16 protein-coding genes and 5 pseudogenes are annotated in these 18,541 nt (G+C 36.8%); 19 read left to right on the forward strand and 2 right to left on the reverse strand.

Annotation, left to right across the window (positions count from 1 at the left end):
• Positions 1 to 87: 87 nt before the first annotated feature.
• The 4 genes from mnmL (at position 88) to SRT_RS02340 (ending at position 3,878) form a co-directional block, all read left to right on the forward strand.
• Positions 88 to 1,020: a tRNA modification radical SAM protein MnmL/YtqA gene (mnmL, locus tag SRT_RS02325; RefSeq protein ID WP_128832900.1), complete on the forward strand. Its 933-nt coding sequence runs from the start codon at positions 88 to 90 to the stop codon at positions 1,018 to 1,020.
• Positions 1,017 to 1,565, forward strand: coding sequence for a tRNA 5-(aminomethyl)-2-thiouridylate-methyltransferase MnmM (gene mnmM / locus SRT_RS02330; RefSeq protein WP_128832901.1), 549 nt, complete (start codon positions 1,017 to 1,019; stop codon positions 1,563 to 1,565). Before mnmL ends, mnmM begins: the two co-directional genes overlap by 4 nt.
• On the forward strand, positions 1,562 to 1,684 hold the full coding sequence (locus SRT_RS11150; RefSeq protein WP_256376017.1) for a hypothetical protein: 123 nt from the start codon (positions 1,562 to 1,564) through the stop codon (positions 1,682 to 1,684). The genes mnmM and SRT_RS11150 overlap by 4 nt, the downstream gene beginning before the upstream one ends.
• A 127-nt stretch (positions 1,685 to 1,811) precedes the next feature.
• Positions 1,812 to 3,878: a cation:proton antiporter gene (locus tag SRT_RS02340; protein ID WP_128832902.1), complete on the forward strand. Its 2,067-nt coding sequence runs from the start codon at positions 1,812 to 1,814 to the stop codon at positions 3,876 to 3,878.
• Positions 3,879 to 3,964: 86 nt separating this feature from the next.
• Here the strand turns inward: SRT_RS02340 and SRT_RS02345 are convergent, their stop codons facing one another.
• On the reverse strand, positions 3,965 to 4,747 hold the full coding sequence (locus SRT_RS02345; RefSeq protein WP_128832903.1) for an ABC transporter ATP-binding protein: 783 nt from the start codon (positions 4,745 to 4,747) through the stop codon (positions 3,965 to 3,967).
• A gap of 76 nt (positions 4,748 to 4,823) precedes the next feature.
• Here SRT_RS02345 and SRT_RS02350 point away from each other — a divergent pair.
• From SRT_RS02350 to pflA, 3 genes and pseudogenes are all read left to right on the forward strand, one after another.
• Positions 4,824 to 5,980: pseudogene (locus SRT_RS02350) on the forward strand (AI-2E family transporter).
• On the forward strand, positions 5,953 to 7,290 hold the full coding sequence (locus SRT_RS02355; protein ID WP_128832905.1) for a hemolysin family protein: 1,338 nt from the start codon (positions 5,953 to 5,955) through the stop codon (positions 7,288 to 7,290). The pseudogene SRT_RS02350 and the gene SRT_RS02355 overlap by 28 nt, the downstream one beginning before the upstream one ends.
• A gap of 72 nt (positions 7,291 to 7,362) precedes the next feature.
• Positions 7,363 to 8,154 carry a pyruvate formate-lyase-activating protein gene (pflA, locus tag SRT_RS02360; protein ID WP_128832906.1) on the forward strand — a complete coding sequence of 264 codons (792 nt, stop codon included), beginning with the start codon at positions 7,363 to 7,365 and terminating at the stop codon, positions 8,152 to 8,154.
• Positions 8,155 to 8,653: 499 nt separating this feature from the next.
• Here the strand turns inward: pflA and SRT_RS10320 are convergent, their stop codons facing one another.
• On the reverse strand, positions 8,654 to 8,833 hold the full coding sequence (locus tag SRT_RS10320) for a hypothetical protein (RefSeq protein ID WP_161940012.1): 180 nt from the start codon (positions 8,831 to 8,833) through the stop codon (positions 8,654 to 8,656).
• A 115-nt stretch (positions 8,834 to 8,948) separates the two neighbouring features.
• Between SRT_RS10320 and SRT_RS02365 the strand changes: the two are divergent.
• The 12 genes and pseudogenes from SRT_RS02365 (at position 8,949) to SRT_RS02420 (ending at position 18,445) form a co-directional block, all read left to right on the forward strand.
• Positions 8,949 to 9,079, forward strand: a pseudogene (locus SRT_RS02365) (teichoic acid D-Ala incorporation-associated protein DltX).
• Positions 9,080 to 9,111: 32 nt separating this feature from the next.
• Complete coding sequence (gene dltA, locus SRT_RS02370) at positions 9,112 to 10,638, forward strand: D-alanine--poly(phosphoribitol) ligase subunit DltA (protein WP_128832907.1); 1,527 nt, start codon at positions 9,112 to 9,114, stop codon at positions 10,636 to 10,638.
• 4 nt (positions 10,639 to 10,642) lie between these two features.
• Positions 10,643 to 11,894: pseudogene (gene dltB / locus SRT_RS02375) on the forward strand (D-alanyl-lipoteichoic acid biosynthesis protein DltB); the annotation flags it as partial.
• 14 nt (positions 11,895 to 11,908) lie between these two features.
• Complete coding sequence (dltC, locus tag SRT_RS02380) at positions 11,909 to 12,148, forward strand: D-alanine--poly(phosphoribitol) ligase subunit DltC (protein ID WP_128832908.1); 240 nt, start codon at positions 11,909 to 11,911, stop codon at positions 12,146 to 12,148.
• Positions 12,141 to 13,404 (forward strand): annotated as a pseudogene (gene dltD, locus SRT_RS02385) (D-alanyl-lipoteichoic acid biosynthesis protein DltD). The gene dltC and the pseudogene dltD overlap by 8 nt, the downstream one beginning before the upstream one ends.
• A gap of 61 nt (positions 13,405 to 13,465) precedes the next feature.
• Positions 13,466 to 14,397, forward strand: a pseudogene (locus SRT_RS02390) (manganese-dependent inorganic pyrophosphatase).
• A gap of 205 nt (positions 14,398 to 14,602) precedes the next feature.
• A complete protein-coding gene (locus tag SRT_RS02395) occupies positions 14,603 to 15,253 on the forward strand; it encodes a DUF1803 domain-containing protein (RefSeq protein ID WP_128832909.1) in 651 nt (216 codons plus the stop codon).
• Positions 15,254 to 15,291: 38 nt separating this feature from the next.
• Positions 15,292 to 16,248 carry a helix-turn-helix transcriptional regulator gene (locus SRT_RS02400; protein WP_128832910.1) on the forward strand — a complete coding sequence of 319 codons (957 nt, stop codon included), beginning with the start codon at positions 15,292 to 15,294 and terminating at the stop codon, positions 16,246 to 16,248.
• 30 nt (positions 16,249 to 16,278) lie between these two features.
• Positions 16,279 to 16,854 carry a type 1 glutamine amidotransferase family protein gene (locus SRT_RS02405; protein ID WP_128832911.1) on the forward strand — a complete coding sequence of 192 codons (576 nt, stop codon included), beginning with the start codon at positions 16,279 to 16,281 and terminating at the stop codon, positions 16,852 to 16,854.
• Positions 16,855 to 16,914: 60 nt separating this feature from the next.
• The gene (locus SRT_RS02410; protein ID WP_128832912.1) at positions 16,915 to 17,289 is read left to right on the forward strand and encodes a VOC family protein; all 375 of its coding nucleotides are present in this window, start codon (positions 16,915 to 16,917) and stop codon (positions 17,287 to 17,289) included.
• A gap of 3 nt (positions 17,290 to 17,292) precedes the next feature.
• The gene (locus SRT_RS02415; protein ID WP_161940013.1) at positions 17,293 to 17,910 is read left to right on the forward strand and encodes an SAP domain-containing protein; all 618 of its coding nucleotides are present in this window, start codon (positions 17,293 to 17,295) and stop codon (positions 17,908 to 17,910) included.
• A gap of 25 nt (positions 17,911 to 17,935) precedes the next feature.
• Positions 17,936 to 18,445, forward strand: a complete 510-nt coding sequence (locus SRT_RS02420) for a YbhB/YbcL family Raf kinase inhibitor-like protein (protein ID WP_128832914.1) — start codon at positions 17,936 to 17,938, stop codon at positions 18,443 to 18,445.
• The last annotated feature ends 96 nt before the right edge of the window (positions 18,446 to 18,541 follow it).

An 18,541-nucleotide genomic window follows, 5' to 3' on the forward strand; every position in this document is an offset into this window, starting at 1 on the left:
TGTTAAACTGGAATCACTATACAATAAAAAGGTTGGGAACACTTTTGTCTCATCTTTTTTAGAGAGATTTATGTTAAAATAACTCTTATGAATAAACGTTATAATACATTAAATGACTATTACCGTCGTATTTTTGGCGAAAAGACTTTTAAGGTTCCCATTGATGCTGGCTTTGACTGCCCAAACCGTGATGGAACTGTGGCTCATGGTGGCTGTACTTTTTGTACAGTTTCAGGTTCTGGTGATGCTATTGTGGCGCCAGAAGCTCCTATTCGGGACCAATTTTACAAGGAAATTGATTTCATGCATCGCAAATGGCCGGATGTCAGGAAATACCTTGTTTATTTTCAAAATTTTACCAATACCCATGACAAGGTTGAGGTCATTCGGGAGCGCTATGAGCAGGCTGTCAATGAACCAGGTGTTATTGGTATCAATATTGGAACAAGACCGGACTGTTTGCCTGATGAGACTATCCTTTACCTAGCGGAGCTATCCCAACGTTTGCATGTGACCTTGGAGTTAGGCTTACAGACAACCTATGAAAAAACGTCCAAGTTAATTAATCGTGCTCATTCTTATCAACTTTATGTAGAAACTGTTAAACGCGTAAGAGATTTGGCGCCAAAGGTTGAAATTGTTTCCCATCTCATCAATGGTTTACCGGGTGAAAGCCATGAGATGATGCTGGAAAATGTTCGCCGTTGTGTGACAGATAATGACATTGATGGCATTAAACTCCATCTTCTGCATCTCATGACCAATACGCGTATGCAACGTGATTATCATGAGGGACGCTTACATCTGCTGAGTATGGAAGAATATGTCAACATTATCTGTGACCAATTAGAAATTATCCCTAGAAACATTGTCATTCATCGTCTGACAGGTGATGCACCGCGTGATATGTTGATTGGACCGATGTGGAGCCTTAACAAGTGGGAAGTTTTAAATAGCATTGATAGGGAAATGGAAAGGCGTAATGCTTATCAAGGTTGTAAGCTGGAGGTGAATATATGATCAAACGTCCCATTGAACTCTCCCATGATTTTTTGTCCCAAGTTTTGGATAAAAACAGTACAGCCATTGATGCGACTATGGGCAACGGAAATGATACTGTTTTTTTGTCTCATCTTGCTAAGAAAGTCTACGCTTTTGATGTACAGGAACAGGCCTTAATCAAGACGAGAGAAAAACTGGAACAATTAAATATTAAAAATGTCCAACTTATTTTAGATGGACATCAAACTATTAATAAATATGTGACTGAACCTATCCGTGCAGCTATTTTTAATTTAGGTTATCTGCCTTCGGCAGACAAGTCAGTCATTACTCAGCCTGCTACAACCCTGGCAGCTATGAAAAAGATTTTAGAGAGATTAGAAATTGGCGGTCGTTTGGCAATTATGGTATATTATGGTCATGAGGGTGGCGATAGGGAAAAAGATGCGGTTCTGAACTTTGTTAAAGAGCTAGATCAACAGCATTTTACAGTCATGCTTTATCAACCTTTAAATCAAATAAATACCCCACCATTTTTGGTGATGTTGGAGAAACTGAAATGATTTTAGATATAGAAGAAAAATTGGCTAGAATGCAAGCCAAATATATTGACAGACAAGATTCAAACCATCTTGATGAAAAAGTAGAATCACGCAAAACGGCTAAGATCAAAAAAAATTAGCCAATTTGGAGGTGGAGCGCTGCCACAGACTTCTTGAAAGGGAAGACTGCACAGCTATTGATAAGAAAATAAGCAAACAAAGAATGCTTTATTCTAGCTGCCGCAATCAAAAAAGTTAGGAGGCGTCATGCATCTATCAACCCTGTTTATTGTTTTACTTTTTAGTCTCATTTTGTCCAATGTGCTGAATCGCATTTTTCCGCGTTTGCCCCTACCTCTTATCCAGATTCTTTTTGGCTTGGCTATCAGTATCTGGTTTAAGGGAATAGCCTTTGAATTGAATACGGAAATCTTCCTAGCCTTTGTCATTGCTCCCTTGCTTTTTCGTGAAGGAGAGGAGAGTGATATTACCAGCATCTTACGAAACTGGAAACTTATTCTTTTCTTGATTTTTCCAGTAATTTTTGTCAGCACCATAGTCATGGGTTTCTTAGCGCACTCTGTTTTACCAGTTGTTGTTCCTTTATCGGCCTGTTTAGCCATTGGTGCTGCGCTAGGGCCAACGGACTTAGTGGCATATTCAGCTATTTCAAAGCGCTTCAGCTTTCCTAAATGGATTAGCTATATCCTTCAAGGAGAAGGACTGCTTAATGATGCATCGGGTTTAGTTGCCTTTCAAGTTACAGTAACAGCCTTGACTACAGGTGCTTTTTCGTTGGCAGCTGCCAGCCTAGATCTGCTGGTGTCTGTAGTCGGCGGTTTTTTTATTGGTCTTATTGCGGCACTTTTTAACCGTCTCTTTCTGTCTATCTTGGATAATGTCGATGCGGCCGATGTGACTGGAGCCCTGCTTTTAGAGTTGGTTCTGCCCTTTGTTTCTTATTTTATAGCAGAAGAGATTCATGCTTCTGGTATTATTGCAGTTGTTGTTGCAGGGGTTTCACAGGCCAGCCGTTTCAAGAAAATTACGGTCTTTGATGCCCGTTTGGACAGTGTCTCCTATACTATTTGGCGCACTATTGCTTTTGTACTTAATGGCATGGTCTTTTTGCTTTTGGGAACAGAGATTCCAACTCTGGCTAAACCCGTTTTGCAGAGTACGGCTTACAGTAATCTTTGGATGCTCCTTGTTGTGGTTCTCTTGACTGCGGCCATGTTTTCTATCCGTTTTGTTATGATTGGGACAGTCTTTGCTCTGCGAGCATGGCGCACTGATCGTCCTTTTGCTCGTGTTCTGAAAAGCAGTTTGCTGCTTACCTTTTCTGGAGTTAAAGGAACAGTCTCTATTGCAACAATCCTGCTGCTTCCCATTGCCAATATGACTGAGTTGGAACACAGTCTTTTGCTTTTTACCGTCGCAGGTGTGACCTTACTCAGCTTTTTGATAGGGATTCTTGTTTTGCCTAAATTAGCTGGCAGTCCGGCTGCTTCAACCAATCCTTATATGCAAATTGCCATTTTGAACGATGTTGTCAGTGAATTGGGAAAAGATTTGATACAAACAGAGCAACCCGGAGCCATTTATGCTACAATTGATAACTACAACCAACGTTTGGAAAACTTGATCTTAGAACAAGAGTCTAATGCCATCAAAGAAGAGCTGGCTAACATTCGCCTTATGATGATGGAAATTGAAAGCGAAGGTTTAGAGTATGCTTACAGGCAAAATCAGATTTCTAATAAGGAATACCGCATCTATCAGCGCTATCTTAAAGGTTTGGAACGCCGAATTAACAGAAGCCTTGTTTCGAGTTTGTCTTATGCCTTTGTGGTTTCTATTCGAGGACTTCGTCGTGCTTTTCATTTCATCTTGACCTTTAGAGATAGTTTTCGTAAGGTCAAAGACTACCGTGAAAAACTGCGTTTGACAGAGGCAAACCGCGATCATATTGTAGAAGTTTATTTGACTAATACGGAGCAAATTTTAGAGGCATTAAGCAATCTAGAAGGTGTCTACCATTCAGAATTACTTGCATATCTGAAACGCAACCGTCTGCAGGAAGCTGAAATTATTCAGTCAGGTGCTTTTGTTGAACGGGTCATTACTCATCTGACACCTGATAATGTTGATGAAATGCTAAGGGGGTATTATCTTGAACGAAAGATCATAGCTGAATACGAACAAAATGAATTGATTTCAAGTCGCTATGCTAAACGTCTGCGCAATGAAGTTAATATTCTTGAGGATTACTCTCTTAAAGAAACCAGCAATACTCTAACCTATGATATGATAAACTTAGCGCGTGGTCGTTAGTAAATCAAAAGAGGCTGAGACAATCTGAACTGCACCCAAAAGTTAACTTTTGGGTGCAGTTCAATCAATTAGCCAAGATTTTTTATTTAGGCCTGTGGTTTAATAAAAAAGCGTTTATCATCAATTGAAATAATGTTGACAGGACTTTCATAGAAATTTTCAAGAACTTGAGGTGTAATAATATCTTTTTTAGGACCTTGAGCCACGATTTCACCTCTACGAAGCAGGAGAATGTGGCTCATTTTATCAGTAATTTCTTCAGCATGGTGGGTGACATAAAGGATAGTTGGAGCATGTGGTAACTCGGAAATCTTTTCAACTTGTGTTAGCAATTTTTCACGGGCAAAAAGATCTAGTCCGCTGGTTGCTTCATCTAAAATGATGATTTCAGGCTTTTCCATAAGGCTGCGTGCAATAAGGAGGAGTTGTTTTTCACCTTGTGAGAGGCTGCCATAGATATGACCAAGCAGGTGTTTTTCGCCGATGACAGTAAGCATTTGGCGTGCTTCATTAAGTTCTGTTTCGCCGTATTCCTTGTAGAGCATGCTTGATTTGTATTTACCAGTTAGCACGATCTTTTCAGCCAACATATTAGCAGGGAGTCGCTCAGCAATAAAAGAGCCCACGACACCGATTTTAGTCCGCATATTGGGAATATCCCCCTGACCAAACCTAGTATTGAGAACTTCAACCTGTCCTTGTGTTGACCAATACTCCGCCATAATAAGTTTTAAAAGAGTAGTTTTTCCAGAACCGTTAAGACCTAGAATAACCCAATTTTCTCCTTTATTGACTTTCCAATTAAGATTGTTGAGCAAGGTTTTGCCTTGTTTCTTTACGGTCACATTTTTCATGGAAATGAGTGCCATTTTTTACCTCTTTGTTGCTTACTTGTTATTTATTATAACATAAAAATATGTTAAAATAAGCGCAAAAGGAGGGATCATGTTTAAGAGTAGTAAATTGTTTTTTGGACAGTAGAAATTTTACTGGTCACTTTGATTCTCTTTATTTGGCGGCAAATGGGAAGTATCTTTAATCCTTTTTTCAGTGTTGTTAAAACGTTCTTTCTTCCTTTTTTATTGGGAGGTTTTCTTTATTATATTACTAACCCTATTGTTACTTTTTTAGAAAATCGTTTTAAAATCAAGCGTATTTGGGGAATTGTCATTATTTTTGCTGTTTTAATTTCTCTATTGGTTTTTTCTATTACCAGTCTTATTCCCAATTTGATTAATCAGTTAACGGATCTTATTTCAGCCAGCCAAAATATTTATGTGGGCTTGCAGGACTTATTCAATGAATGGAAAAGCAATCCTGCCTTTAAAAATATTGATATCCCTGCTCTTTTAAAACAGTTCAATTTATCTTATGTTGATATTTTGACAAATGTTTTGGATAGCGTGACAGTCAGTGTCTCAAGTATTGTTTATATGATTACAAATACGGTGATGATTCTGGTTCTTACACCTGTTATTCTTTTTTATCTCCTCAAGGATAAAGATGGTTTAATGCCTATGTTAGATCGTACGATACTAAAAAATGATAGGCATAATATTAGTCAATTACTGAATCAAATGAACAAAACCATTTCTCGTTATATTAGTGGTGTAGCTATTGATGCTGCTTTCATCTTTGATTTTGCTTTAATTGGCTATCAGATTATGGGTGTCCAGTATGCTTTCTTATTTGCATTAGTTGCTGGGATTACTAATGTTATTCCTTATGTTGGGCCTTACTTAGGCTTGACACCAGTTGTTTTAGCTTATGTGGTCAGTGATCCTAAGAAGATGATTATTGCTATTATTTATATTATGACCTTGCAGCAAATTGATGGGAATATTGTCTACCCACGTGTTGTAGGGAGTACCATGAAAATTCATCCTTTAACGATAATGGTTCTCTTGGTTTTAGGCGGTAATATTGCTGGCTTGGTTGGTATGTTAGTCGCTGTGCCAGCTTATGCTATCGTTAAAGAAATTATTAAATTTCTTGTAGGTGTTTATGATTACCACAAGAAAATAAAATTGTGTTATAATAGACTAACTATATTAATTTTAGGAGAAATAACTAAATGGAAGACCCCGGTAGCCAGTCCTTGATCTTACAATTTTTATTATTACTGATTTTAACGCTTTGCAATGCTTTTTTCTCAGCTACTGAAATGGCTCTTGTATCTCTTAATCGTGCACGCGTTGAACAAAAGGCTGAAGAGGGCGAAAAAAAGTATATCCGTCTGCTAAAAGTTTTGGAAAATCCTAATAATTTTCTATCAACCATTCAGGTTGGTATTACTCTCATTACCCTTTTGTCTGGAGCGAGTTTAGCAGACTCTTTAGGTCGTGAAATTGCTGTTTGGTTTGGCAATTCAGCTACTGCCAGAACGGCGGGCAGTCTTATTTCCTTAGCTTTTTTGACCTATATTTCTATTGTTTTGGGAGAGTTGTATCCTAAACGTATTGCTATGAATCTCAAGGAAAATTTAGCTGTGCTATCAGCACCTGTTATTATTTTTCTCGGAAAAGTGGTTAGCCCTTTTGTTTGGCTGCTTTCAGCTTCAACAAATCTATTAAGTCGCCTCACTCCTATGACCTTTGATGATGCCGATGAGAAAATGACCCGTGATGAAATTGAATACATGTTGACAAACAGTGAAGAAACCCTAGATGCTGATGAAATTGAAATGCTGCAAGGTGTCTTTTCACTAGATGAATTAATGGCACGTGAAGTGATGGTTCCTCGTACAGATGCCTTTATGGTGGATATTAATGATGATTCTAGTGATATTATCCAAGCCATTCTCAATGAAAGATTTTCGCGAATTCCTGTTTACGATGATGATAAAGATAAGATTATTGGAATCATTCATACTAAAAATTTATTGAATGCTGGTTTTAAGGAAGGTTTTAATCACATTAATCTTCGCCGCATTTTGCAAGAGCCGCTTTTTGTACCAGAAACTATTGTCGTAAATGACCTTTTGACTGCCTTAAAAAACACCCAAAATCAGATGGCCATTCTGCTTGATGAATATGGTGGTGTGGCAGGTCTTGTCACCTTAGAAGATTTATTAGAAGAAATTGTTGGTGAAATTGATGACGAGACAGACAAAACAGCTATTTCTGTCCGTGAAATTGCAAATAATACCTACATTGTTTTGGGAACAATGACACTTAATGATTTTAATGAGTACTTTGAAACTGACCTTGAGAGTGATGACGTTGATACAATTGCAGGCTTTTATCTTACCGGTGTCGGAACAATTCCAAGTCAAGATGAAAAAGAACACTTTGAAGTAGAAAGTAATGGCAAGCATCTTGAGCTGATTAATGACAAGGTTAAGGATGGTCGGATTACAAAATTGAAGATTCTCGTTTCAGAGGCTGAAGAAAAAGAAGATGAAAAAGACTAAACATAATGTTAGTCTTTTTACTTTTAAAGTGTTATAATAAAGACAGAAAAACGTTTACAGGAAAGAAAAATCATGACAGAAAAAGTTGACTACGAAAAAGTAATAGGACTTGTTAATTCTACAGAGTCTTTTGGATCTGTAGATGGACCTGGTATACGCTTTGTTGTTTTTATGCAAGGTTGCCAAATGCGTTGTCAATATTGCCACAATCCCGATACTTGGGCAATGAAGAATGAAAGAGCAACAGAAAGAACTGCAGGTGATGTCTTTAAAGAAGCTTTACGCTTTAAAGACTTTTGGGGAGATACAGGAGGCATTACTGTTTCTGGTGGTGAAGCAACGCTCCAGATGGATTTTTTAATTGCCCTCTTTTCTTTAGCAAAAGAAAAGGGAATTCATACGACCTTGGACACCTGTGCTCTGACGTTTAGAAACACACCAAAATATCTTGAAAAATATGAAAAATTAATGGCTGTCACTGATTTAGTATTGTTAGATATTAAGGAGATTAATCCTGACCAACATAAAATTGTCACTGGTCATAGCAATAAAACTATTTTAGCCTGTGCGCGTTATTTATCTGATATTGGAAAGCCTGTTTGGATCCGCCATGTCTTAGTCCCTGGTCTGACTGATCGGGATGAAGATTTGATCAAGTTGGGTGAGTATGTCAAAACACTGAAGAATGTTCAACGGTTTGAAATTCTTCCTTATCATACAATGGGTGAATTCAAATGGCATGAATTAGGGATTCCTTATCCTTTGGAAGGTGTTAAACCGCCAACTCCAGATCGTGTGCGCAATGCTAAAAAGTTAATGCATACGGAAACCTATGAAGAGTATAAAAAGAGGATTAATCATTAAAGAATAGAAGAAGTGAAAGTTTATTATGGTGTTCTGCTTTTTCAAGTTTGATGATGTTAATAAGTCAGTCAGCTTATCCAATTAAATAATAAGCTTGTTTGGAAACGAATAATTCTTTTTATGGCTTTCCTTAAGTAATGAGGACGAGGTAAATAGTTCAGTGGGTTATTTTAGGAATTAGGAATTAAAGGGTCTCCATTCTATTTTAGCGAGCTTAAGCTTCTTCAATCCCTCGTGACAGAACTGAACTATAAGTAGTTCTTACTCACTACAGCGCAAAGTACGTGTTCATTTAGGGTAACTTTATCGCCTTAGACACATCGTCTACAAAATAAAAGCGATGGGCTACCTGCTAGTTGCCGCTGTGTCACAGTATCGATACTTTTGATAACAATACTGGCAAAATTGGAGCTTATAAGCTCCAATTTTAGCAATGAAACAACAAAGTCAATGGCTTGCGTGTGTCGACTTTCTAATTCTAAGGTTGATAAAAAACCAATCATAGATGAAATAGATTTCCAAACAAATCTAATAAAATGCTTGAAACTTGCTTTTTAGAAAGAGCTGCTTCAAGTTTTTCTTTTAAATTGTGATTAGAAAAAGCATAGACAGTGTATTGAGAGATAATTATTGAAGCCAAGCGAACTGCCATTAACAATTTTTTATCAAAAAATAACAATTTTCCTATCTTTATAGCATATTTTTGATATAATGGATTTTGTTATTGAATTATTTTAAGATATATTTAAATAAAGTATGGCAATCTGAATAAGGAGGCTGTTTGATAAATTAAGATGAAAAAACGAAGGACGCTCTATAAATTTTTATTACAAACTTTATTTTATTCCGTTATATTTTTAATTTTACTCTATTTTTTAGTTACCTTGGTCAAGGTCAGGGTGAATTTATCTACAACGAATTTTAGGAAGTAACAATGGCTAATAAAAAATAAAAGATATGATTGCAACAATTGAAGAATTTGCTCAAGAACAGGCAGAATTTCCGGTTTATAATGTTTTAGGAGAAATCCATACCTATGGAGGACTAAAAGCGGATTCTGATTCGTTTGCTGCCTATCTTGATCGGTTAGGCTTACCGGAAAAATCGCCAGTAATTGTCTTTGGCGGACAGGAATATGCTATGTTGGCTAGTTTTGTTGGACTGACCAAATCAGGGCATGCCTATATTCCGATCGATCATCATTCAGCACTGGAGCGTATTGAAGCTATTTTAGAGGTAGCAGAACCAAGTTTAATTATTGCTATTAGTGATTTCCCAATTGACAATCTTCAAATCCCAGTAATTCAGTATGGTCAATTAGAAGAGATTTTTAAGCAAAAGGTATCTTATCAAATTGATCATGCGGTTAAGGGAGATGATACTTACTACATTATCTTTACCTCAGGGACAACTGGTAAACCTAAAGGAGTACAGATTTCACATAACAATCTGCTTAGTTTTACTAATTGGATGATTAGTGCAGAAGCTTTTGCAATACCTCATAGGCCGCAAATGCTGGCACAGCCGCCTTACTCTTTTGATTTGTCAGTGATGTATTGGGCACCAACATTGGCTTTAGGCGGAACCCTTTTTGCTCTTCCTAAAGAAATAACCGCAGATTTCAAACAATTATTTACAACTATTAACCAATTACCCATTGGTGTGTGGACATCAACACCTTCCTTTGTTGATATGGCTATGCTGTCAGATGACTTTAATGCACAGCAATTGCCTCATTTAACTCATTTCTATTTTGACGGAGAAGAGTTGACGGTTAAGACGGCTAAAAAATTGCGTCAACGTTTTCCGCAAGCAAGAATTGTCAACGCTTATGGACCAACAGAAGCAACTGTTGCTTTATCAGCTTTAGCTGTCACTGATGAAATGCTTGAGACATGCAGGCGTCTGCCGATTGGCTATACAAAACCAGATTCGCCAACTTTTATTATTGATGAGTCAGGTCATAAACTGGCAAATGGTCAGCAAGGAGAGATTATTGTTTCCGGTCCGGCAGTCTCTAAGGGGTATCTCAATAATCCTGAACGAACAGCAGCAGCTTTCTTTGAATTTGAAGGTTTGCCAGCTTATCATACTGGTGATTTAGGAAGTATGACAGATGAAGGTCTCTTGCTCTATGGCGGTCGTATGGATTTTCAGATTAAATTCAATGGCTATCGTATTGAGTTGGAAGAAGTCTCTCAAAATCTTAACAAATCGCAATATATCGCATCTGCTGTGGCTGTTCCGCGTTATAATAAAGAACATAAAGTACAAAATCTTGTGGCTTATGTTGTCTTAAAAGATGGTATAGAAGAGCAATTTGAGAGAGCGCTTGACATTACCAAGGCTATTAAGGCTGATTTGCAAGATGTTATGATGGCCTACATGATGCCTTCTAAGTTTTTGTACTGTAAAGATTTACCTTTAACACCTAATGGTAAAATTGATATTAAAGGTCTGATGAGTGAGGTAAACAAAAAATGATTGATTTTTCAAGAATCTTCCTCACTTAGAAGCTTACGGAAATCCTCAATATTTTTCTATATTATTTTGGCTGTCTTACCAATTTTTACAGGCCTCTTTTTTAAGAAACGCTTTCCGCTTTATGAAGCTCTTGTCAGTTTAATTTTATTGTTTTAATGTTGACAGGTGAAAAGTCACATCAAATCTTTGCCTTGCTTTTCTATATCGTTTGGCAAATTTTCTGTGTCTATAGTTATAAATTTTATAGAAAATCACGAGATAATAAGTGGATTTTTTATCTTCATGTCTTTATGTCTATCTTACCCTTATCTTTGGTAAAGGTTACTCCTGCGATTTGGACAAATCAGCAATCATTATTTGGTTTTTTGGGTATATCCTATCTGACCTTTCGTTCAGTAGGTATGATTATGGAAATGCGAGACGGTGTTCTCACGTCATTTACATTTTGGGAATTTATCCGTTTTATGCTGTTTATGCCTACTTTTTCAAGTGGTCCTATTGATCGTTTCAGAAGATTTAATGATGATTACAAGAAGATTCCTGATAGAGATGAATTGTTAGATATGTTGGAGCAATCTGTTCACTATATCATGCTTGGTTTTTTCTATAAGTTTATTTTAGCGCAAATATTGGGAACAATGATTTTACCGGGTTTGAAAGAAATGGCTCTTCAAAAGGGCGGTTGGTTCAATTGGCCGACTTTAGGAGTCATGTATGTTTATGGCCTAGACTTATTTTTTGACTTTGCTGGTTATTCAATGTTTGCTATAGCTATCTCTAACTTTATGGGAATCAAGAGTCCAACTAACTTTAACCAACCGTTTAAGTCGCAAGATTTGAAGGAATTTTGGAATCGCTGGCATATGAGTTTGTCTTTTTGGTTTAGGGACTTTGTTTTTATGCGTCTTGTCAAAGTTTTAGTAAAAAATAAGGTCTTCAAAAATCGCAATGTTACATCAAGTGTTGCTTATATTGTGAATATGCTGATTATGGGATTTTGGCATGGCGTAACTTGGTACTATATTACCTATGGTCTATTTCATGGTGTTGGTTTAGTACTCAACGACGCTTGGCTTCGCAAAAAGAAAAGACTGAACAAAGAGAGAAAAGCAAAGCATTTATCACTGTTGCCAGAAAATGGCTGGACAAGAGCATTAGGTATTGTTATTACCTTCAATGTTGTCATGTTATCATTTTTGATTTTTTCAGGATTTTTAAATGACTTGTGGTTTGCAGATCAATTACCGAAGAAATAAAAGGAGTATTTACAATGGATATAAAATCAGAGGTTTTAGAAATTATTGATGAGCTTTTTATGGAAGATGTATCAGATATGATGGATGAAGATCTATTTGATGCAGGTGTTTTAGATAGCATGGGAACCGTTGAATTAATTGTTGAATTGGAAAATCGTTTTGATATCACTGTTCCTGTTTCTGAATTTGGTCGTGATGATTGGAATACAGCCAATAAAATTATTGAGGGTATAACGGAGTTACGAAATGCTTAAGCGGTTATGGTTGATTTTGGGACCAGTTTTTTGTGCCCTAGTTTTGGTTTTTCTTTAATTATGTTCTATCCAGCTAAACATTTAAGTCATGATTATACTGAAGAAAAAACGATGCTGTAGCTTTATCACCTAGTAGTTTTAAAAGTACTAATAAAAAAATACGTGCATTGTCAGACAAAAGGCACCTCTTTGTCCTTTTTTTTGGTTCTAGTGAGTGGCAACGTATTGATAGTATGCATCCATCTGTTTTAGCAGAGCGTTATAATCGTTCTTATCGTCCCTATTTACTGGGACAAAAAGGGTCAACCTCTTTGTCACATTATTTTGGCATGCAGCAAGTTGGTAATCAGATTAAAAATAAAAAGGCTGTCTATGTTATTTCTCCTCAGTGGTTCACTCCAAAGGGAACAAGTCCTATCGCTTTTCAGCAGTATTTTAGCTCTGAACAGTTAGCTGACTTTCTCTTAAATCAAACAGGAAGTGCAGCAGACCGTCATGCAGCTCAACGTTTATTAGACATTAAACCGAGTTCGAATTTGCAAGGTATGATAAAAAAAATTGCGGCTGGCAAGACCTTAAATAGCTTTGATAGGGCAAGCCTGCGCCTTATTAAGAGCTTCTTGAAAAAAGAGGACGCTTTATTTGGAAGTCTGACTTTTAGTAATAATTATGAACGTCGCGTATTGCCGCATGTCAAAAAATTGCCTAAGCACTTTTCTTATGAAACTTTAAGTCGAATTGCTAGCCGAAATGGTCAAAGGTTAACAAAGACAAATCGTTTTGAAATTAATGATCGTTTTTACAAAAAACGCATTAAAGGACAATTGAAAAGACTCAAAGGCTTTCAAAAGCAACTGTCTTATTTGCAGTCTCCAGAATACAATGATCTCCAGTTGGCGTTAACACAATTAGCAAAGTCAAAGACTAAAGTCATATTTGTTATTCCGCCGGTTAATATCAAATGGGTTAAATATACAGGTCTAAGCCAAGATATGTATCAAAAGACGGTGGAAAAAATAAAATATCAGTTACAAAGTCAAGGTTTTGATAACATTGCTGATTTATCAAAAAATGGTGATCAGCCTTATTTTATGCAGGATACCATTCATCTTGGTTGGAATGGTTGGCTGGCTTTTGATAAAGAGGTCAATCCTTTCTTATCTAAGAAACAGCCCAAACCAGCTTATAAGATCAATAATCGCTTTTTAAGTAAAAAGTGGGCCGCTTATACTGGTAATCCTTTTCAGTTTAAGTAAGGTCCCTTTGCCTAATGAAATCAAATTTGATAAAATGAGAGGAAGAAAAGAGGTAATTGTTATGTCTAAAATTTTAGTTTTGGCCATCAAAATCCCGATTCAGATGCAATCGGTTCATCAATGGCTTATGCATATTTGAAACGTCAACTTGGCGTAGATGCTCAAGCAGTAGCTTTAGGAAAGCCAAATGAGGAGACAGCTTTTGTACTTGACTATTTTGGTGTTCAAGCACCGCCTGTTGTTAAATCAGCTCAAGCAGAAGGTGCCAAACAAGTCATCTTAACAGATCATAATGAATTTCAGCAATCTATCGCAGATATCCGCGACGTTGAAGTTGTTGAAGTTGTGGATCACCATCGTGTCGCTAATTTTGAAACAGCAAATCCTCTTTATATGCGTCTAGAACCAGTTGGTTCTGCTTCATCAATCGTTTATCGACTTTACAAAGAAAATGGTGTTGCTATTCCTAAGAAAATTGCAGGATTGATGCTGTCAGGTTTGATTTCAGATACACTTCTTTTGAAATCCCCAACAACTCATGCCTCTGATCCAGCTGTGGCAGAAGATTTAGCTAAAATTGCTGGTGTTGACTTGCAAGAATATGGTTTGGCTATGCTTAAGGCTGGTACTAATTTAGCAAGTAAAACGGCTGCGGAACTCGTTGATATTGATGCGAAAACATTTGAACTCAATGGCAATCAAGTACGTGTAGCTCAAGTCAATACGGTTGATATCGATGAAGTTTTGGAACGTCAAACTGAAATTGAAGAAGCTATTAAAGCCTCACAAGCAGCTAATGGATACTCTGATTTTGTCTTGATGATTACTGATATTTTAAATTCAAACTCAGAAATTTTGGCCTTAGGCAATAACACAGATAAAGTAGAAGCAGCCTTTAACTTTAAACTTGAAAATAACCATGCTTTCTTAGTAGGTGCCGTTTCTCGTAAGAAACAAGTTGTACCGCAATTGACAGAAAGTTTTAATGGGTAAAAAATTTAAATGAAAGACGGTGAGAGCTGTCTTTTTTCTTTGTAAACTTTTTTGGAGTACATTATAGATGAATCAATGCACTATTATTCTAATCTTTATTTCTTATAAAAAATGTGAAGAGACTATTTGTTGTTTTCCTACCTTAATTAGCCCTACTTTTATGGAAATTTAGTCTAGAAGACCGAATTTTTGCTATAATATTTTCATGATTAAAATTTATAATGGTAGCAAATTAACGCGTCAGCCATTTTTCATAAAACTTATCAACTATTTGCAGATACATGATGATGTCACTTTGCGGCAGATTAAGAAGGATTTTGCTGATATTAAGAATTTAGAGCGCTCTATCGAAGATTATGTCCAAGCGGGTTACATTTTACGCAAAAATAAGCGTTATGATAATGCTTTTAAACTGTTAGAGACCCTTGATGGTTTGACACTGGATAGTCAGATTTTTGTAGATGACCAGTCATCTATTTATCAAGATCTGTTAGCCTTAACTTTTGAGACTTATTTGTCTAACCAGACAAATGCGGCACTCATCATTGAGAAAACAGATATTAGCAGGGATTCCTTAACTCTGTTCAACTACTTTTTTAAACTCAGCGGGAATCTGTCTCTCTCAAGAGAACAAGAGCCGCTCTACCATTTGTTGGGCGATGTCAATCAGGAGTATGCCCTCAAGTACATGACCACTTTTCTCTTGAAATTTGGTCGTAAGGCTATGGTCAAACAGAAACGCCCTGATATTTTTGTGCAAGCCTTAGTACTTTTAGGCTATTTGGAACAAATAGACGAGCAGAGTTATCGTTTGAAGATGACTTTTGATAAGGAAAAATTGATTTTCGCATCATAAAGTCTCTCTTTTATCATTTTTAAGAGCAATAGAGGAAAATGAAATTAGAAAGATGGTTGGCTATTTTATCCCTACTTTCAGATAGAAATAGGATAACAGCTAAAGAACTAGCAGAAAAATTTGAGGTGTCCAAACGGACTATTTATCGAGATTTAGAAAGCCTTAATCAAGCAGGAATTCCCATTGTTTCTTATGCTGGTCGCAGCGGTGGACTTTCGCTGATGAAAAACTATCAAATAGACAAGCGTATCTTATCAAAAGCAGATACTAAAAATCTTTACTCTGCTTTAAAGGGCTTGCAAAGCATTAAGCAGCAGCCAGAATTGATTGCCTTGATAGCAAAACTTCTGCCTGAAGGGAAGAGTAATCCTTTAGCAGATTATGATATCAATTTTTCTTCTTGGTATGCTGACAGCCTTATTCAAAAGAAAATTGAAATACTGCAAAAGGCTATTGAAGAAAGAATTTGTGTTTTATTGGATTATATTTCAAGTTCTGGCAGAAGGAGGCGTAAAATTGAGCCCTATCAATTAGTTTTTAAAGATTCAGCCTGGTATCTGCATGCCTTTTGTCATAAACGACAGGCTTTTCGTCTTTTTAAACTGCGGCGTATGGTATCTTTAATCTTGCTAGAAGAAAAATTTACAGGACGTCCTTATCCAGCTTTAACATTAAAGAGCATTGCTTATTCTGATTTTTCTTTAGAACCTGTTGAAGGTTATGACAAGGTTGTTTTAACTTATCATCCTGAGGATGCCTTTGCTATAACCAAAGTGATGGATGCTTCTATACTGGCTGCTTCTGAAAAAGAAGGCATGATTACTTTTTATACGTCAAATTTAGCTATGGCTTGTGATTTAGTCTTTCAATTACTAACAAAGGTCAGCGTTCTTGCACCAATTGAATTGCAGCAGTTAGTTGAGAAAAAATTGGACAAAATTAAATCATTCTATAAAAGGTGTCATAAGGTTGTCATCTTTTTTAGGTTATACTAATAGGTGATAAAAGAGAAAGTAGGTAGGATAATGAAAAATGAAATTCTTGTTTATGTATTTGATGGTTATGCAGACTGGGAACCAGCTTATGTTTGCTCGGAATTAAATAGGCAGGACAGTCCCTTTCAGATTAAAACCATTAGTTTAGACAAGCAGCCTAAAAAATCCATGGGTGGTTTTTGCGTGCTTCCTGACTATGATATTTCCAACTATCCTAAGGAATTTAAACTGCTAATTATCCTTGGTGGGGACAGTTGGTTGGCAGGGAGAAATACTGAAATCTTACCTGTAGTAGATTATGCGATTCGCCACCAAATATCAGTTGCTGCTATTTGTGCCGCTACCAATTTTTTAGCTGAAAATGGCTATTTAGACCATGTTAAGCACACTGGCAATAGCCTTGAATTTATGAAAAAGCAGGCTCCTCATTATCGCGGAGAAGACTTTTATGTAGAAGAACAGGCAGTCAGTGATGGTGGTATTGTGACAGCAAATGGGACAGCAGCCTTAGAATTTGCTAGAGAAATTCTCTTGTTACTAAATATTAAAAATCCTCAGGAAATAGAGGAATGGTACCATTTTAATAAAGTGGGTTTTTATCATTAAACAGCTTTTAATATCATCTTATTTTGAAAAAATGTATAATAAAGGGGAGGAGTCATTACTATGATTGATCATTTCGGCATTACCGTACAAGATTTAGAAAAGAGCAAAGCCTTTTATCAGGCAACCTTAGCACCTTTAGGCTATGAACTAAGGATTGACAATTCTTTCGGTGCTAGTTTTGCAGAAGTCCGCAGTGCAGATCCTGCAGGAGATTTTTGGCTTGGATCAGGAGAAAAGTTCCCGCCAATGCATTTTGCTTTCAATGCCCAAACACGAGAAGAAGTGAGAGCTTTTTATCAAGCTGGTTTGAAGGCAGGGGCTCTTGATAATGGTGCTCCAGGCATCAGAGAAAATTACCATCTCAATTATTACGCGGCTTTCTTGATTGACCCAGATGGCAATAACATTGAAGCTGTTTGTCATAAAAAGGAGTAGATTGTGGTTAAGCGTCCTGATTTTTTCCAGATTAAAACCTATGAAGAGTTTTGCAAGTATTATTGGTATCAGAAAGAATTGTTGCATATTTGTCAGCAACTGGACTGTGCACATTGGGGAACAAAGCAGGAATTAAACGATAGGATAAAGGCTTATTTTGCAGGAGAACCAATGAAAGAAGTTGAAAGGAAGACTAAGCCTTTTAAACCAAAAGCGACACAAGAGCTCAGCTTATCCAGTTCTTTGCTGCTGTGTGGCTTTGCCTTTAATCAAACGTTTAGGACTTATTTTGCCCAACAGACTGGCGTTGAACCTTTTAAATTCACTGCGGATATGGCAGCAGCATGGCGGAAAGTCAAGGCAGAAAATGATCTTAGTTTTACCGTCCAAGATCTTTTGGATGTTTATACTGGAAAATCTGATTACGCAAGATATGATAATCGTTCTTGCCAATGGAATCAATTTTACAAGGATTTTTGTGCAGATAAAAAGACTAAAGGGATTAAAAATAAAATGAAAGCCGCTTCCATTCTTTGGCAAGTTGTCAAAAAATCTGATCAAGCCAAGGTTTACTCATCGCAATTATGGGATAAGTATTCAAATTTGTTAGATAATGAATAAAGAAAGTAGAGAGGAGGTGTTTGTCATGATAGAAAGATTAGACTTTATTTGCTCAACAATTCCTGAAGGTGGTGAATTTCCACTCGAACATACGGGCAAGGGAGAAGATAGATCACCTGAATTTTTTATCAAGAATCTTTCTCCTCATGCAAAAACACTTGCTATTACTTTAGAAGATTTGACACACCCTCTCAAAAGGGAATTCACGCATTGGTTGATTTGGAATCTTCCTGCCTCTAGTCATATCAAGGCTAATATTTCTCATGGATTTGAAGTAGCAGATCCTCAAGAAGCTAGACAGGGCATAGCTTATGGTTGGCATCGTTATGCTGGTCCAAAACCACCGCTGGGTCAAAATCATAAGTATCGCTTTACCATTTACAGTCTAGATTGTTCCTTGAATTTACATCGCTGGACAAGAAAAAGCAAGCTTTTAAAAGCAATGGAGGGGCATATTCTGCAAAAAGGACAGCTATCGGCTTCTTTTGGCAATAAAAAGATCTGGAATCAAAATTCCAGACCTCTTATGACGTAAGCAGTGTTTGCAAGACTTGTGCAGTCTTTTAGTTTATTTTTAATTACTTCGTTAGTTCGCTTTGTCGTACTCCAGTATCCAGTACTGCCTGCAGCT

This window comes from Streptococcus troglodytae, assembly GCF_002355215.1.
Taxonomy (GTDB): Bacteria; Bacillota; Bacilli; order Lactobacillales; family Streptococcaceae; genus Streptococcus; species Streptococcus troglodytae.

Coding starts and splice junctions, on each gene's coding strand:
- SRT_RS11150 (WP_256376017.1), top strand. CDS start 1,562: ATGATTTTAGATATAGAAGAAAAATTGGCTAGAATGCAAGCCAAATAT.
- SRT_RS02395 (WP_128832909.1), top strand. CDS start 14,603: ATGATTAAAATTTATAATGGTAGCAAATTAACGCGTCAGCCATTTTTC.
- SRT_RS02355 (WP_128832905.1), top strand. CDS start 5,953: ATGGAAGACCCCGGTAGCCAGTCCTTGATCTTACAATTTTTATTATTA.
- mnmM (WP_128832901.1), top strand. CDS start 1,017: ATGATCAAACGTCCCATTGAACTCTCCCATGATTTTTTGTCCCAAGTT.
- SRT_RS02400 (WP_128832910.1), top strand. CDS start 15,292: ATGAAATTAGAAAGATGGTTGGCTATTTTATCCCTACTTTCAGATAGA.
- mnmL (WP_128832900.1), top strand. CDS start 88: ATGAATAAACGTTATAATACATTAAATGACTATTACCGTCGTATTTTT.
- dltC (WP_128832908.1), top strand. CDS start 11,909: ATGGATATAAAATCAGAGGTTTTAGAAATTATTGATGAGCTTTTTATG.
- SRT_RS02340 (WP_128832902.1), top strand. CDS start 1,812: ATGCATCTATCAACCCTGTTTATTGTTTTACTTTTTAGTCTCATTTTG.
- SRT_RS02410 (WP_128832912.1), top strand. CDS start 16,915: ATGATTGATCATTTCGGCATTACCGTACAAGATTTAGAAAAGAGCAAA.
- SRT_RS02420 (WP_128832914.1), top strand. CDS start 17,936: ATGATAGAAAGATTAGACTTTATTTGCTCAACAATTCCTGAAGGTGGT.
- pflA (WP_128832906.1), top strand. CDS start 7,363: ATGACAGAAAAAGTTGACTACGAAAAAGTAATAGGACTTGTTAATTCT.
- dltA (WP_128832907.1), top strand. CDS start 9,112: ATGATTGCAACAATTGAAGAATTTGCTCAAGAACAGGCAGAATTTCCG.
- SRT_RS02345 (WP_128832903.1), bottom strand. CDS start 4,747: ATGGCACTCATTTCCATGAAAAATGTGACCGTAAAGAAACAAGGCAAA.
- SRT_RS02405 (WP_128832911.1), top strand. CDS start 16,279: ATGAAAAATGAAATTCTTGTTTATGTATTTGATGGTTATGCAGACTGG.